Source organism: Bacteroidota bacterium, assembly GCA_017303905.1.
GTDB lineage: Bacteria > Bacteroidota > Bacteroidia > B-17B0 > Aurantibacillaceae > JAHEYG01.
In genome coordinates this window covers 378,282-395,263 of record JAFLBH010000004.1, presented here as the reverse complement: position 1 = coordinate 395,263, position 16,982 = coordinate 378,282, and the positions used below count along the sequence as shown (strand labels likewise).

General features: G+C 36.9%; 12 protein-coding genes. 7 read left to right on the top strand and 5 right to left on the bottom strand.

Annotation, left to right across the window (positions count from 1 at the left end; all coding sequences use genetic code 11):
- Positions 1-20: 20 nt before the first annotated feature.
- Together J0L69_15150 and J0L69_15145 are read left to right on the top strand one after the other, a co-directional pair.
- Entirely contained in the window at positions 21-566 is a 546-nt protein-coding gene (locus tag J0L69_15150) for a hypothetical protein (GenBank protein MBN8694530.1), read from the top strand.
- A gap of 5 nt (positions 567-571) precedes the next feature.
- Entirely contained in the window at positions 572-2,917 is a 2,346-nt protein-coding gene (locus tag J0L69_15145; protein ID MBN8694529.1) for an MMPL family transporter, read from the top strand.
- Between the two features lie 54 nt (positions 2,918-2,971).
- On the opposite strand, the gene J0L69_15140 is transcribed toward J0L69_15145, so the two are convergent.
- The 3 genes from J0L69_15140 to J0L69_15130 all read right to left on the bottom strand — a co-directional run bounded on the left by J0L69_15140 (position 2,972) and on the right by J0L69_15130 (position 4,393).
- On the bottom strand, positions 2,972-3,403 hold the full coding sequence (locus J0L69_15140) for a hypothetical protein (GenBank protein ID MBN8694528.1): 432 nt from the start codon (positions 3,401-3,403) through the stop codon (positions 2,972-2,974).
- Positions 3,404-3,505: 102 nt separating this feature from the next.
- Positions 3,506-3,904 carry a hypothetical protein gene (locus J0L69_15135; GenBank protein MBN8694527.1) on the bottom strand — a complete coding sequence of 133 codons (399 nt, stop codon included), beginning with the start codon at positions 3,902-3,904 and terminating at the stop codon, positions 3,506-3,508.
- Between the two features lie 99 nt (positions 3,905-4,003).
- The gene (locus J0L69_15130; protein ID MBN8694526.1) at positions 4,004-4,393 is read right to left on the bottom strand and encodes a DUF1398 family protein; all 390 of its coding nucleotides are present in this window, start codon (positions 4,391-4,393) and stop codon (positions 4,004-4,006) included.
- A 298-nt stretch (positions 4,394-4,691) separates the two neighbouring features.
- Between J0L69_15130 and J0L69_15125 the strand changes: the two genes are divergently transcribed.
- The 4 genes from J0L69_15125 to J0L69_15110 all read left to right on the top strand — a co-directional run bounded on the left by J0L69_15125 (position 4,692) and on the right by J0L69_15110 (position 9,487).
- Positions 4,692-5,228 carry a sigma-70 family RNA polymerase sigma factor gene (locus tag J0L69_15125; protein ID MBN8694525.1) on the top strand — a complete coding sequence of 179 codons (537 nt, stop codon included), beginning with the start codon at positions 4,692-4,694 and terminating at the stop codon, positions 5,226-5,228.
- 24 nt (positions 5,229-5,252) lie between these two features.
- A complete protein-coding gene (locus tag J0L69_15120; GenBank protein ID MBN8694524.1) occupies positions 5,253-6,209 on the top strand; it encodes a hypothetical protein in 957 nt (318 codons plus the stop codon).
- Positions 6,210-6,394: 185 nt separating this feature from the next.
- Positions 6,395-8,806, top strand: coding sequence for a TonB-dependent receptor (locus tag J0L69_15115; GenBank protein ID MBN8694523.1), 2,412 nt, complete (start codon positions 6,395-6,397; stop codon positions 8,804-8,806).
- Positions 8,807-8,857: 51 nt separating this feature from the next.
- Positions 8,858-9,487, top strand: a complete 630-nt coding sequence (locus J0L69_15110; GenBank protein MBN8694522.1) for a hypothetical protein — start codon at positions 8,858-8,860, stop codon at positions 9,485-9,487.
- Between the two features lie 11 nt (positions 9,488-9,498).
- On the opposite strand, the gene ruvB is transcribed toward J0L69_15110, so the two are convergent.
- Positions 9,499-10,524 carry a Holliday junction branch migration DNA helicase RuvB gene (ruvB, locus tag J0L69_15105; protein MBN8694521.1) on the bottom strand — a complete coding sequence of 342 codons (1,026 nt, stop codon included), beginning with the start codon at positions 10,522-10,524 and terminating at the stop codon, positions 9,499-9,501.
- A gap of 324 nt (positions 10,525-10,848) precedes the next feature.
- On the opposite strand from ruvB, the gene J0L69_15100 reads away from it, so the two are divergent.
- The gene (locus J0L69_15100; protein MBN8694520.1) at positions 10,849-16,494 is read left to right on the top strand and encodes a hypothetical protein; all 5,646 of its coding nucleotides are present in this window, start codon (positions 10,849-10,851) and stop codon (positions 16,492-16,494) included.
- Here the strand turns inward: J0L69_15100 and J0L69_15095 are convergent, their stop codons facing one another.
- Positions 16,495-16,950: a response regulator gene (locus J0L69_15095; protein MBN8694519.1), complete on the bottom strand. Its 456-nt coding sequence runs from the start codon at positions 16,948-16,950 to the stop codon at positions 16,495-16,497.
- Positions 16,951-16,982 lie beyond the last annotated feature (32 nt).

Genomic DNA, 16,982 nt, shown 5'->3' with positions numbered 1-16,982 from the left:
ATAAATATCTTTAAACCCGGATGGGAAGCGAAGTGTTAAAAATATTTTTACCTGCCTTTATTGTTGTTTTTGTATTGATTACATTCTTCTGGAAGTGGTTTAGGAGACTAATAAGACTGGAAGTGTATCGTAGTTTGGAGCAAACAGTTTCTTACAAAAGGGTTAAACGGATAAACGGCGTTTTTTTGGTGCTGTTTTTTCTATTTGTAATTATGACGTTTGTTTATTCATTATTTCCGGAAATGTATTTTGTTTTTGTTCCGTTTGAATCCTTTGATCACCCAATGATTAATAGTGCAGGTGTTTTGCTTCTTAAGGCTGCTCTGATTTGGATGATTGTGGCTCAGCTTCATATTGATAAAGAACTTTATAAATATTCAAGAAGAAGTGGAGATTTAAAGCTTATGGAATTAGTTTACTTCTCGGAGAGAATGTTTTTAGGTGGATTAACCGTTATGTTTGTAGGAATGTTTGTGACGATAACAAATTTAATAGGAATATTGGCTGCGCTTGTGTCCTTGTATTTTTATTACAAATTTATATTGAAGGATAAGGTATTAAATTAGGTTCTATGTGGAGAAAGTTTTCAGGATTGTTACTAAGAAATAAAGCTGTATTTACTGTTGTTGTTCTATTGGCAACAGTATTTATGGGATATGAGGCATCTCAAATTGAATTGTCTTATGATTTTGCACGCATTTTGCCGGACGATGATCCAGCTTATGTAGAATACCAAAAATTCAAAAAGCAATTTGGTGAAGATGGAAACGTCATGGTGATAGGATTTGAGGATAAAAATTTTTATACGCTCAATAAATTCAACGACTGGTACCATCTAAGCAAAACCATTAAAATTATTCCGGGAATTAAGGAAGTTTTATCGGTTCCTACTGCATATAAATTAATTCGTAACGATAGTCTCTCTAAGTTTGATTTTGTTCCGGTTATTACCAAAATTCCGAGAACACAATCGGATGTTGACAGTATTAAATTGGAAATGGATAAACTCAAATTCTACGAGGGTATCATTTACAATAAGGAAACGGGCGCCACTTTAATGGCTATTACCTTTAATACATCAACGCTCAATTCAAAGCGTCGTTTAGATATTGTGCGCGACATCAAAACTCTTACGGAGGGATTTGGAATTAAACATCATGTTCAGATGCATTATTCAGGCATGCCGTACATCCGCTCTCAGATGATGGAAAAAATTTCGCATGAGATGACCTTGTTTTTAGTGTTGGCGATTTTAATTACCGGATTTATTCTTTGGATGTTTTTCCGCTCCGGAGCCAATGTGTTCTTTAGTATAGTAATCGTTTTAATTGGTGTTTTATGGTCGCTGGGTGTCCTTGAATTATTCGGATATAAAATCACCGTCTTAACCGGACTTGTCGCACCGCTCATAATGGTTATTGGTATTCCAAATTGTATTTTCTTAATTAATAAATATCAGGCTGAGTTTGTTCTGCACGGTAATAAAATAAAAGCTTTATCGCGCATGATTGAAACAATTGGTGTTACACTATTCCTGGCTAACGTTACAACTTCTATTGGTTTTGGCGTATTGTATTTTACTAAAAGTACAATGTTAGTGGAGTTTGGTGTGGTGGCAGCTATCAGTGTTATGGCAACTTATATCGTTACGCTTATTTTGATTCCTGTTCTTTTGTTTTTACTGCCTGAGCCCAAAGCAAAGCACACTAAACATCTGGAAGCAAAGCGTATAAATAAAATATTGGATTATGTTGATAGTTTAGTTCAGAATAAAAGACCTGCTATTTATTTAAGCACAGTTATTATAACAGTTATTGGAGCAATAGGAATGCTTAAGATTAGTTTAGTTGGATATGTAGTAGATGATTTGCCTAAGAAAGATCCTGTTTATACCGATTTGCATTTCTTTGAGAGTGCATTCCATGGTGTATTGCCATTTGAGATTTCGGTTGACAGTAAAAAAGAAAATGGAATTTTTGCAGAGAATGCGAAGGTGCTTTATAAGATGAAAGCATTACAAGCCTTGTTTGGCGATTATAAAGAATTTTCAAAACCACTCTCAGTTGTAGAGGCGGTGAAGTTTTCTTATCAGGCCTATAAGGATGGAGCGCCTAAATATTATCGTTTGCCTTCTATTACCGATTTAAAAACTTTATCAGAATATTCCGGTTCGTTAAGCGGACAAAATAATCGGATGAAATTTTTTATTGATAGTACTAAGCGAATTACACGCATTAGTTTTCAAATGGCGGATGTAGGCTCTAAGAGAATAAAGGAATTAGTAGCGGAACTTCGACCGAAAGTAGATTCTATTTTTCCGCCGAAAGATTACGACGTTAGTTTAACTGGTCACAGCTTAGTGTTTTTAAAGAGTAATGATTATTTACTTTATAATTTATTTGAGAGTTTAATCATCGAAATTATATTAATTGCAATTGTAGGAATGGCTTTATTCCGTTCGGTGCGAATTATTGTGTTATCCAAGTTACCATGTTTGATTCCATTAATTATTACAGCGGGCGTTATGGGTTTCCTTGATATTCGATTTAAACCCTCTACCATTTTAATTTTTAGTATAGCCTTTGGTATAAGTTCAGACGGAACCATTTATTTCCTAACAAAATACCGTCAGGAATTAAGAAAACTCGGAGGAGATGCTTTTAAAGCGATAAGCGTAGCTATTAAGGATACAGGCTTCAGTATGATTTATACATCTGTGATTTTATTCTTTGGATTTTCTATTTTCTCTGTATCCAGTTTTGGTGGTACAGCCGCATTAGGCGTATTAATCTCATTAACCTTAATTATGTCATTAATTACTAATTTGGTTTTATTACCGGCAATTCTATTGTCCATTGCTAATAAAAAGCAGAACAAAGAAATCATGAAGGCTTCTATGATAGAAATAGAAGAATAGGACAAATTTAAAATTTAAAAATCCCGCTCAAGGCGGGATTTTTTATTTAATGCTTTATACTGTTTCTTTTGGTTTTATTCGCTTAGTAATTTCTTTACCACCTAAATACGCCATCGGAATGTAAGCCAGAATTAAATCCGTTAAAGTAAACCAGAGTGGGGAAGGAAGCAGAATGATATTGATAATGCCACCAACTAAAAACCAAGCCCCGATACCTAATGCGAATTTCATTTTATGATTTGCGGCAACGGCTGCAGCAATAATGGCACCTGAATAAGTACCTAATGCGTGCGCTAAAAAAGGCATTAAAAAATGTTTGGGTTCCATTAAGTGCATGGAAGCTTTTAATCCTTCCATGGTTGTTATGTCTGCACCTTCCGGGGGCGGAATTACAGAGCCACTCACCATAATTAAGGCCATATTAATGGCACCGCCGCCAAACGCTCCGGCAATAACAGCGATAATATTTCTTACAATTGGATTCATTTGTTAACGATTTTAATAATTGAATAAATAAAAATATGAATTTAATATCAAATATCTGTTAATAACATTAATAGTTGAAATTTGATTATAAAGTGGCGATTTTTAGTAACTCTTAAGCCATTCAATGGCCTCTTCCTTTTTCGAAAAACTTTTGGTTGGAACAATTGGCTTATTCATTTTCATAAAGAAATTCATGAGTAAACTTTTGGCCATATTGTCAACCATTACAACAATAGCTAAACTATATTTGGTTCCCTCTTCAGAGGTAGCGTACTTTCCGGCTTCACTGCTTAAATGTAAAAAATCGTGAGGCTTGAATAAGAGCGGCATTTTCTTTCCTTGACCGAGTTCCTCAACAAGTCGCTGCATTTCTTTTAAATGTAAAACTTCAATGGTCTCAATGGAAGCGTCCCAGGTTATTTCTATAATGCCGTTGTCGTACAATTCAGCTTGTAGAATTCCGGGTGTATGAGATTTTTTTATTAAAACAATTTTTTTCAAATTTTGCGCTTTTCTCAAAGCAATGAAGATACTGTTTTATCTTTTTTCTCCATTAAAAACCTCAATGAATCGATTGTTGTAACGTGTAATTAAAGTAATTTATTGTGGAATATTTTCTGTGAGTATTTCATTCCCCTTTGTGTCATAATAAGTACATGTCATTTGGTGAAGGTCTACTTTCCATTTTTCTATTCCTGATTTAGCGGCATCATTGCGAAAAGTTATATAATCTGTTTTCCCCTGCTGATGATTTTTTAAATCGCTTTTAAATTGGTTCACGTTACAATCCTCCGAAATTGGTATAGAGGAAAATTTAGCAGGCATGCCGGCTTTGAAGTCTGTAGCACCATAAAAAATGGCTCGACTGTCACTGGCAAAAGTTTCGTAATGCGTCACACCTAATTGTTTTATTTCCTTTATGTAGTTTGGAAAATCAGCTCCCGATTTTACTTTTGAATGAGCTGCCGCTATTTGATCGATTGTAAACATGGTTTGTGCTTTTTACAAATGTAATGCAATTACCCACTCAATCCTTGCGTAATAGTCTATTAAGATTCAGAAAATTTGATTGAAACTTCATTTTGCTGAGTTAATGGAATCAATAAAATAACCGAACGTGTCAGGCTTCATTGAAATATTGAAATGAATTTGTGCGAACCCGATGTTTTATTAAAGAACAACTCCCAAAAAACCTTAAAGACTCGTTTTTAAGATAAAATCTTTCCTTTTTTGTATCTTTTTGCTAGCCTTCTGAATTGTATATCCCGAAAGAGCCCTACACACCTATATGGAGATTGATAATGAACAGCAAATAATAGAGAAGGCCAAAGCAAATCCTGCCGGCTTCGAGCCGCTGTATACAACTTATTACGAGCGTATTTTGCGCTTTGTATACAAACGGATGGAGGATGTGGAAGATAGTAGGGATGTAACGGCCATGGTATTTATAAAAGCGCTCAGTAGTATTGGAAAATATCAGCACCAGGGCTTGCCATTTTCAAGTTGGTTATATCGCATCGCTATTAATGAAGTGAATTTGTTTTATCGACGCACCAAGAAAGCGCGTGTTATAAGTTTGGATGAAAAGGGATTAAAAGGAATAGCTAACGAAACAGACGGATTGAGTAAGGAAGATCTTGCAGCTTTGAAAAGGGCACTCTTATATTTATCAGACGAGGAATTACTCATAATTGAACTTCGGTTTTTTGAAGAAAGACCTTTCTCGCAAGTGGCTCAAATTTTAGATATTACCGAGAACAACGCTAAAGTAAAAACCTATCGCATATTAGATAAATTAAGAAAAGTATTTACACAAATTGCATGATGAGTACAGGATAAAATGAAACACATGAAGAATTACAAAATAATAGAAAACCGTCCGGAACTCACACCTGAACAAATTTCCCAGGGGATGAATTTCGCGGCTGTTAAAAGTAGTGCCGTTGGTGCTGGTAAGGCAATTATTAAAACGGCTTCAATTAAAGGTATAATCATTAAAAGTGCAATCACTATTGCTATAATCAGTACAACAGTTGTTGTTTGTTATAAGGTGAGTTCCTCAGAATCAACAATTAACGAGGCAGTTGCAGAAACTAAGGAGAATGCATTAACAGTTAACAAGGATACAATGGCTTCTAAAGCACAGGAAGTCCGTTTTTTTACCGGTGATACATCTGTCGAATCAATTCAGAAGGGTGCTGAGAAGCAAAATTCTGTAAAAAAGGCACCAACGAATATTTCTAATGTCATTAAAACTGAAAGTCATTCACCGTCGAGTCTTCATGCGGCTCCTTTAACGGATACAATCCAAAAGCCGGAGCAAAGGAATAAAGATTATATTTTTAGCGAACCTTTTAAAGCAAGTCCGAATGCTAAATGTGTTCTGCTTAATATGGATGCGCTTGATAATATGGGCTCTGCAGTACCATCGCCAATAACCATGAATTGCAACGCATGTGAGTTCGGTTATATTAGTGCGAGTGAACTGGAGAAGCGTTCTCAGCTTAAAATGGTATGGCTGTCGGTAAAAGTAGATGGTAAATCAAAATTTAATCTGGAGAGTGAGTTAAAAAACATTAGTTTGATTAAAGGTTCCGATAATAAACATCTTCATCCAATAGCTATTGGTATTGGAGCACCCTCCGGTAATTCAGGTGAGGGAAAATTCATAAGTGATAAGTTTCGGGCAATTGATTTAAAAATTATTTTCAATAAGCAGGTAGATGTTTACTTGTTTTTTGAGGAAGCGGCTGTTGGTGATAGAATCATATTTGATGATTTTGTACAGGCTCAGATAGAGGAGTAGGTGTGAACTCCCTCTTTCATAACGTGAAATCTCCCCTTTAGTGGGGGGATAATCACGGATTAAAATAATTGATAATAAATCGGATTGAACCATTCAGTCATTAAAGTGTACTACTCATTAATAAGTAATAAAAAATAAGTTCCGCCGTTCATGTATCTTTTAATAATCTCTACATTATACCTGCAATGAAAAAACATCTATTAGTGATTTTTATGAGTGTAATAGGTGTTGTGGCCTTTTCGCAAAATTCAATAAGTGGTATTGTAACTGATTCAACCCAAGCTCCCATTCCTTTTTGCGCCATGGCTTTATTAAACGCTTCCGACAGCAGTTTGGTTAAAGGCAATATAAGTAACGATAAGGGCGAGTATAAATTTGAGAATATAAGAAGCGGAAATTACTGCATAAAATTCACCAATGTTGGTTATAGGGTTTGTTTTAGTAATGTAATTACCATTGATTCACTTTCAAGAATTGAACTACCTGCTCAACAACTTAAAACGGAAGGCGTTAATTTAAAAGAAGTTTCTGTAGCGGTTTATAAACCTGCGGTTGAATTTAAAAAGGGAATGGTAGTAATGAATGTAGAGGATGATATTTTAGCTAAGGGAAATACGGTATTAGATTTATTAAAAAGATTGCCCGGTGTTATTATTGATCCACAAAATAATATCACTATTAATGGTGTTGGCGGCGCACGTTTTTTAATAGATGATCGTTTGCAGGAAATGCCGGCTCCTCAAGTACTGGATATGCTCGCTGCCATGAGTGCCGACGCTGTTTCAAAGATTGAATTAATCAAAAATCCACCTGCTCGTTATGATGCTGCCGGCACGGGAGGACTCATTAACATAGTAACCAAGCGAGCAAAGGTTAAAGGGTATAATGGAAATATATCATTTGGTATTAGTTATATGAAAAGGTTGCGGTTCGGCCCCTGGGGTTCTTTCAATTATAAATCTAACAAGCTAAGTGTTTTTTCTAATTTCTCCTATGGAAATTGGGATGGTGTAAGCGATCAAAAATTAGAGCGTAATTTATACGTAAATGGCAGCACTCAAACTATAAACTCTTATGGCACTTCCGAAAGTTTTCAAAGAGTGATGTGGGGTGGCGGGGGTATTGAATATGATGTAACACCTAAAACAGTATTGGGTTTTTACATTAATAGTAATTACAATAACGATCATTATAACAGCGATACGCGCACCGAAATTGGCAATGGTAGTGATTTTGGCTACACTCGAATGGATTATACCGTAAAAGATAAATTTAAAATGTATGCTCCAAATTATAATTTAAGTATACTTCAAAAAATAGATACAACAGGCGGACAAATCAAATTGAGTTTCGGTTACAGTAATTTTGTGGAGAAACAATATAAAACGAATGAGAATCATTTTTATGATATAAGTAATACTGAAGTGGCACCGGCAAGTACGTATAATACAACTAACGATCGTGATTTTAAAGTGTTTTCTCCCAAGATTGATTTAAATAAAACATTCAAGAATAAATTATCGCTGGAGGCAGGATTAAAAGCTAGTTTCGCGGATAATTATAGCAGTACTGAATTAAATTTTTTTAATCAAACAACAGGATTGTTTACCGGTGATACAACATTATTTAATGTGTATCGATTTAAAGAAAGAATATTGGCCGCTTATTCTACTTTTTCCAGAAATTGGGATAAAATAGGATTTAGCTTAGGTTTGCGTGCAGAAGAAACGGATCTTGATGCCAAAGACATTAAAACAAATTATGCTTTCAAACGTAATTATGTTGGTTTATTTCCGAGTGGCAGCATAGATTTCAATTTCAATAAAAAGAATTCAATTACCACAGCTTATAGTTATCGAATTGATCGCCCGCATTATGGTATGATGAATCCTGTTCGAACTTTCAATGAACAATTGAATTATGGAGTTGGAAATCCTGAAATCCGACCACAGTTTACCCATAATATAACGTTAGATTACAATTACAATCAGTTCTTAACTTTAAGTGCCGGACTCAATAAAACTAAGGATTTTACGTTTTGGTATACTTATACACCGGATTCTTCGAAGATTAACGTAGATACTATTTCTAACCTTCGCGATCGAGAAAACTATTATGTAAGCTGGTCGGTACAGAAACGAATAAAGTGGTATAGTTTTCAAACATATGGCATTCTGATGTATCGTACGTTTAGCGGCGAGCTATTGGGCGAAGATGTAAGTTCAGAAACGTTTAATTATTATGCCAATTTGAATCAAGAGTTCTATTTGCCAAAAGATTTCAAAATTCAGATTTGGGCAGGGTATAGTTCAAAATTCAAGGATGGTCCGCAAACATACCACGATAGAAGCGCTATCCATATCAGTGTTCATAAAGCGTTTTTTGATAAAAAGCTTAACATCACCTTAGCTTTTCATGATGTTTTGTATAAAGATTATTTTTCTTATTCAACCAGTTTCTCCGATAATAACTTTTATTGGTATGACAGGATGGATACAAGACGTGTTCGCTTAACTGTAAATTATCGTTTTGGTAAAATGCGTATTGAGCAACGGATGAATGCGGAAGGAGATTCAAGAATTAAATCGGGAAAATAGTGGGTTCTAACCTGTATTATTCCTATATATAAATACCTTATATTTACAACAATGAAAAATATCTTAAATTATAGTCTGCTTTTTTGTCTTATAGGTTTATTTACCCAGGCACAAACTAAATCATTTAATGGTTTAGGTTTTGAGGGTGTTTATCGCGGAAAGAATATTGTCATAAAAAACCCATACGGAAAGGGCGGTGTTGGATTCTGTATTACAGAAGTGAAGGTGAATGGTAAAACCACGAAGGATGAAATTAATGCAACCATGTTTCAGGTGAAATTGGATGAACTGGGATTGAAATTAGGAGAAAAAATAAGAGTAGAGTTTATATTTCAAGACGGATGTACCCCAAGTCCTGAACCGATGATTGTAAGTTTAGGAGCCCTTCATAAACAGGAAGCCGGTAAAGACGCGGAAATGATTATTGTCGGAAAATTTTTCTGGAGCAATTTATTTTTAACCAATCCAAAAATGGCCGATGGCAACAATAGTATTAAACAAATCAAAGTAAATGACGAAGTGTTACCACTAAATTTAAAAACTGATGTAGTGGAAGTAACACTTACTAAAATGGGATTACGTGATACGAAAAAATTAATGGACGGAGCAGAAGTTATTATTAATGTAATTTATAACGACGGATACGATCCTCTCCTGTTAAATCCGGAAGCGGTAAAATAAAAACAACTTGCTTAATCAAATAAGCTACCGCCTTTATTGTAAATTGATTTCCCTAAATGCTTATACGCCTTTTCGGTAACTTCCCGTCCACGCGGGGTTCGACTTAAATAACCTTCCTGAACCAAAAACGGCTCATAGACCTCTTCAATAGTTCCCGATTCTTCACCTACCGCAGTGCTAATCGTGTTAATTCCTACCGGACCTCCCTTAAACTTTTCAATAATAGCGGAAAGAATGCGATGATCCATTTCATCTAATCCGTTCTTATCTACATTTAAGGCCTTTAATGAAAATGTAGCAATTTCAATATCTATTTTTCCATTGCCTTTAATTTGTGCGAAGTCGCGAACCCTGCGTAATAATGCGTTGGCAATACGCGGGGTGCCGCGACTTCGTCTTGCGATTTCATAAGCCGCTTCCGGACTTATTTCAACTTTAAGAATATCTGAACTGCGCTCAACAATACGTGTGAGCACTTTACTGTCGTAGTAATTTAAACGGGAATTAATGCCAAAGCGCGCGCGAAGCGGAGAGGTTAATAAACCGCTGCGGGTTGTGGCACCCACCAGAGTAAATGGATTTAATTTAATCTGAACGGTTCTGGCATTCGGTCCGCTGTCGATCATGATATCAATCTTGAAATCCTCCATAGCCGAATAAAGATATTCCTCTACAACCGGACTTAAACGATGGATTTCATCAATAAATAAAACATCGTTAGGCCCAAGGTTAGTCAATAAACCTGCTAAATCTCCCGGTTTATCCAAAACAGGCCCTGATGTAACTTTTAAGTTAACCCCCAAATCGTTTGAAATAATATGGGCAAGCGTTGTTTTACCTAACCCCGGAGGGCCGTGTAATAATACGTGATCTAACGATTCGCCTCTTTGTTTCGCAGCCTCCACAAAAACTCTTAGGTTATCCACCACACTTTCCTGACCGCTAAAGTCATCGAACTCTATAGGTCGCAAAGCCTTTTCCAATTCCCTTTCGGAAGGTGTTAAGTTTTCTTCGTTCGGATCGAGGTTCTCGTTCATGCGACTAAATTAGTACGTTTTAAAGCACAACCTTGCTACAATTTGTAGCTTTTTAATAAATTCTTATTTCCATAAGATTTTTTCTATCATACTTATGGAAATTATAACGCCCCATCATCCTATTTATTGCAATCTATTTTGTAAAATCTATTAACAAAGCACAATAACCCAATTTCCAAATAAACATCAAACCAGAAATATCAAACAAACTTCAAACCTGAAACCTCAAACATAACCGTTAACAATTTCTAACAACTCCAAAGCAACTCAAAAAACCTATGTGCAGTAAAACTGTAATTTTAATCATCAAATTCCTAATCATTTATGTGGCTTAATAAAGTAAAATGGATGGTGCTTGGCATGGCCATCACCGGCGCAGGTGTGTTTGTTTATAACAACCGCGATTATTTTAAATCATTAACAGGAAGCAGCTACAATTCGGGGCCTGCTTATAAAATCAATCCTGAGTTTGCTTCCTACATCAGTGCTTTTACTACCGGCTACGTTTCTACCGGCTCTACCATTAAAGTAAAACTCAGCAGCGAGTTCGCAAATGCCACCGAATTGAATACACCATTGAAGGAGGAGTATTTTTCTTTCGAGCCTTCGATCGAAGGTGAAGTAGTATGGCGCGACGCACAAACACTCGAGTTTAAACCTAAAAACCGTTTGGAACCGGGTACCAATTATAAAGCCACTTTTCATCTGGATAAATTAATTGAAGTGAAGGATGAACTTAAGGAGTTTGAATTCGGATTTCAATCCATTAAACAGTCGGCACAATTACAGGTAAACCAACTGAAATCTTATCACGGTACCGATTATGAGTATTACTCTTTGGCGGGAACTGTTTCTACGGCTGATTTTGCCGATGAAGCCACGGTTGAGAAAATGGTGAGCGCTAAATTGGGAAGTGAAAACCTTCGCCTGAAATGGGTGCATAACGATAAGGAAACCATCCATAAATTTTTAATTGATAGCATTGAGCGTCCGGCTTTAGGAACATCACAGCTTTCTATTAATTGCAACGCGGAACCATTAAAACTGACTTACAACGAAACTAAAACCTTGGAAGTGCCGGCAAAAGGTAAATTCACTTTATTGGCTACCGGCGTTGAAAGCGATAACGAACAGTTTGTCTTGCTTAATTTTTCCAATCCGGTTGATCAAAATCAAACCATGGAAGGATTAATTAACCTTGGCGATTTTAAGGATATAAAATACATCGTCAACAACAATCAGGTTCTTCTTTATCCAACTGAAATTAAATCGGGCACCTATACCTTAACAGTGAGCGAAAGCGTGCGCGATACCAAAGGACAAAGTCTGGATAAGTCATCAGAACACAGCATTGTGATTAATGAATTTAAACCGGCTGTTAAATTTTCAGGAAACGGAAATATACTTCCTTCAACTAACGGTCTGTCCCTTCCGTTCGAAACGGTTAACCTCATGGCTGTAGATGTGAAAATAATTAAGATCTACGAGAATAATGTATTGCAATTCTTACAGCAAAACGATATGGATGGCGGCAGCTATCTGGCGCAGGTTGGTAAGAAAATTATTGAGAAGAGAATTAATTTAGGTCTAACGAATCCTGCCGATTTTGGAGTATGGAAAAAATTCTCTCTTGATTTAAGCTCCTTGATCAAAACAGAACCGGGCGCTATTTACCGCGTATTCCTTGGTTTCAAAAAAGCCTATTCAACTTATCCGTGTTTAGGAAACAGTCCGGATGAGAAATTTGAAATGGAGGATATAAAAGAGGAAGCCGACGAAAATGAAGTTTCTTATTTCGGTTATTACTATGATGATTATTACAGTTACGATTATTATGGAGAGGATGAAGATGACGGTGAATACAGTTGGAGCAATCGTGATAATCCATGTAAATCGGCATACTATCGTCAGTACGAACGTACCGTTGCCCGTAATATTTTAGCTACCGATTTAGGATTAACGCTTAAAAAAGGAAATGACGGAAGCTTATTTGTAGTAGCGAATGATTTATTAAGCACGAATCCTTTAGCGGATGTAACTTTAGAATTATACGATTATCAAAAGCAATTGATTCATACGACAAAAACTAACGGCGATGGACAAGCCTTCATTAGCATTAAAACAAAAGCCAGCTTCCTTGTAGCAAAGAAAGAGCAGCAACGCGCTTATTTACGATTAGATGATGGTTCTGCTTTATCATTGAGCATGTATGATGTGTCGGGCGATTACATTAAGAAGGGTATTAAAGGATTTATTTATGGGGAGCGCGGTGTGTGGCGTCCGGGTGATTCTTTATTCCTGAATTTTATTCTGGAAGATAAACTCGCGAATATCCCAGCCAACATCCCGGTGATATTTGAATTAACCAATCCGCAGGGACAACTCTACAAACGCATCATCAATAACAAGAGCGTTGATGGTTTTTATAATTTCACCACGGTAACAGATAAGAACGTTCCGACAGGATTATGGAACGCGGAAGTAAAAGTAGGAACGATTAAATTCAACAAGAGTATCCGCATCGAAACCATTATGCCAAACCGCTTGAAGATTCAGGTGGATGTGGCCGATAATAAAATCATCAATGGTTCAGAACAAAATAATGTGAAGCTCCATGCCAACTGGTTAACAGGAGCCGCAGTTCATAATTTACCGGCTACTATTGATGTAGCATTAAGTTCAGGGTACACCGAATTTCCGAAATTCAAGAATTATAATTTCGACGATCAAACTTTACGCTTTGAATCACAACAATTGAGCGTGTTTAATGATAAGCTGGATGATAATGGAAACGCAACTATTCCTCTTAATATAAATCTAGAAAGAAGTGCTCCGGGATTCCTTAATGCGAATTTTACAACGCGTGTTTACGAAGAAGGTGGCGCCTTTAGTGTCGACCGCTTTTCTATTGATTATTCACCATACGGACATTATGTAGGCGTGAAATTACCGGAAGGCGAACATAATACCGGAATTCTTTATACCGGCAAAGATCATGAAATACAAATTGCTTCTGTAGACTATAAAGGCAATGCGGTTTCGCGCTCTAACATTAAAGTGCAGTTGTATAAATTGGAATGGCGCTGGTGGTGGGATCAATACAATGATGAATTAGCGAATTACGCGAGTGATGAATACCACAAGCCGGTTTTCGAAGAAATTATTTCTACTAAAAACGGTAATGGTAAAGTAAAAGTGAACATTAAGGAAAATCAATGGGGACGTTATTTAATCCGCGTGAGTGATTTAGATGGCGGACATTCATCCACCGCTATAACGTATTTCGATTGGCCGAATTGGATGGATAGAGACGGTGGCGAGGATAATAAAATTATCTCTAACATGCTTCAGTTTACGACCGATAAAACAGCGTATAAAACCGGAGAAGAAGCAGTTGTTACCATTCCATCTCCTGATAAGGGTCGCGCATTGGTAACCATTGAAAACGGAAGTAGGGTAGTGGAAGCGCATTGGCTCGAAACTGAAAAGGGTACGACGCTATTTAAATTTAAAATCAAACCGGAGATGGCTCCGAATGTGTATGTGCATGTTTCATTAATGCAGCCGCATAAACGTGAGAATGATTTACCAATCCGCATGTATGGTGTCGTTCCAATTACTATCGATGATCCGGAAACCCATTTGAAACCAACCATCTCTATGCCTTCAGTTCTGGTGCCTGAACAAAATGTAACCATTAACGTAGGCGAAGAAAATGGAAAAGAAATGGCGTTTACGATTGCGATGGTAGATGAAGGTTTGTTGGATATTACACGATTTAAAACACCAAATCCTTGGAATGCGTTTTACAGTAAAGAAGCTTTAGGTGTAAAAACCTGGGATATGTATGATGATGTAATCGGAGCGTTTGGCGCGGAACTGGAACGTATACTCAGTATCGGTGGTGACGGCAGCGAAGCCGGTGATGATGGCGCTAAAGCAAATCGTTTCAAGCCAATGGTAAGATTCTTTGGTCCTTTCCATTTGGATAAAGGCGATAAAAAGCAAATCAAATTTAAATTACCAATGTATGTGGGCTCTGTCCGCACCATGGTGATTGCCGGCTATAAAGGAGCTTATGGTCATGCAGAGAAAACAACTCCGGTAAAAGCGCCATTAATGGTGTTAGGTACATTACCACGCGTATTGAGCGTTACCGAAGAGGTGAAGTTACCTATCTCTGTATTTGGTGGCGACAAAAATGTTGGGTCAACCACGGTTAAAGTGGAAGTGAACGGCTTGCTTCAAACGGTTGGGGGTAATTCAAAGACCGTTAGTATCGGCAAAGATGATGAAAAGCTGGTGGTGTTTGATTTGAAAGTGAAGAATGAAACCGGCATTGCCAAAGTAAAAATTACGGCGGAAGGCGGCGGACACACCTCTGTTTACGAAATGGAATTGGATGTGAGAAATCCGAATCCGTATCAAACTACCAGTAAGGATTTCTGGATTGATGCCGGAAAAACTGAGAAAGGTAATGTGAATCCTACAGGTTTGGCAGGTACGAATAGCGGTGTATTGGAATTGTCAACCATTCCTCCGATTAATTTGGAAGAACGTTTGAATTATTTAATCACGTATCCGCATGGCTGCATAGAGCAGACTACTTCTCAAACATTCGCGCAATTGTATCTAAGCGACATCATGGATTTAAGTCCTGAGCGTAAAACGGAAATTGAGAAGAACATTAAATACGGTATCAATGAAATCCGTAAGTTCCAGTTAAGTAATGGAGCCATGGCATATTGGCAAGGCGCCAACGAACCAAATGATTGGGGTTCATCTTACGCAGGGCATTTCCTGGTGTTGGCCGAGAAAAAAGGTTATTCATTGCCGGGAGGATTGAAGAAAAACCTCATGAAGTTTTTACAGACCACCGCTTTAAATTATGAGTTTGCTAAAAACAAATACTGGAACAATGATGTCCTTCAAGCCTATCGTTTGTATGTGTTGGCTTTAGCCGGACAACCAAGTATGAGTGCAATGAATCGTTTGCGTGAGTTCTATAGTTTATCGGAGCAGGCACGCTGGTTATTGGCCGGAGCTTATGCTAAGATGGGACAAATCGATGAAGCCGAAAAAATAATCGCTAAGGCATCATTGAATATTACGCCTTATTCGGTGAATTATTATACGTATGGTTCATCCGATCGCGATATGGCCATTGTTCTTCAAACATTATGTTTGATGAATAAGAAACAACAAGCCTTTGCGCAATTGAAGAAAGTATCGGATGTGTTGTCAAGCAAGTCGTGGTTGAGTACACAAACCACCGCTTTCGGATTGGTATCGGTGGCGGAGTTTATCAAAAAGTTCGGCGGTGCTTCAGCAATGCAGGCAGTGGTAAATGTAAATGGCAAGGAAGTGAATTTGAAAGGCAATGCCGCTATCACGCAGATTCCGATTAGTTTCAAAGGCGCAAACAGTATTAATTACAGCATCGAGAACAATGGTAAAGGCATGTTGTATGCACGCTTAATTAATAGAGGTAAACCTCCGATTGGCGAAGAGAAAGAAGGTAATGAAAATATCGCGGTAAGCGCAGTTTACAGAGATATGAATGGCAATACCATCGATCCATCTAATATGGAGCAGGGCAGTAACTTTATGTTATCGGTAACGGTGAAGAATTTAGGATTGATGGGTGAATTGAAAAATTTAGCCTTAATCAATTACATTCCTTCGGGTTGGGAAATTCATAACAGCCGCATGGATGGCAATGAATCGGCTTTTAAAAATTCGGCTTACGATTATCAGGATATTAAAGATGATAAAGTGATGACCTATTTTGATTTGTATACGAACGAAAGCAAAACCTTCAATATACTTCTCAACTCAAGTTATGCGGGAAAATATTATTTACCGGCTATCAATGTAGAGGCGATGTATGATAAGAGTGTTTACGCCCGTACGAAAGGACAATGGATACGAGTAGTGAAGCAAAAGCAAAATAGTGTAGCGAGTAAGTAATTAGTTTAATGAAAAGAAGGGAACTGATGGATGATTCTGCTGATATAAATTTTTGTTGTTTCGCAGACATCTTTTTAATTCCTTCCATGCACGATATATGAGGGCTTTTTTTATTGAAAATATCAACTCCGTTTCTGAAAATGGTTTAATAAGGTATTCATCCATGCCAAAGCTTATTATTTCTTGCTTTTCTCCTTTTAAAGGAGTACTACTCATACTTATTATTGAAATTCGGTTGAGGTTTTCGTGGCTTGATAGAAAATTAACGAGTCGAATTGAATCATTGCAATCTGGTTTGAAATTCCCCAAAATCATGTCGACCCAGCATTGGTTTAACAGGATAATGGCATCAACAACAGAATCCGCGGCTAAAGTAGTAAAACCGTTTAATTCCAATAATTCGGTAAGATTTTCTCTTATTTCCGGGTTGCTTTCAATAACTAAAATTGTTTTCATATAGGTTTATTTTATGATACAATTTTAGACCG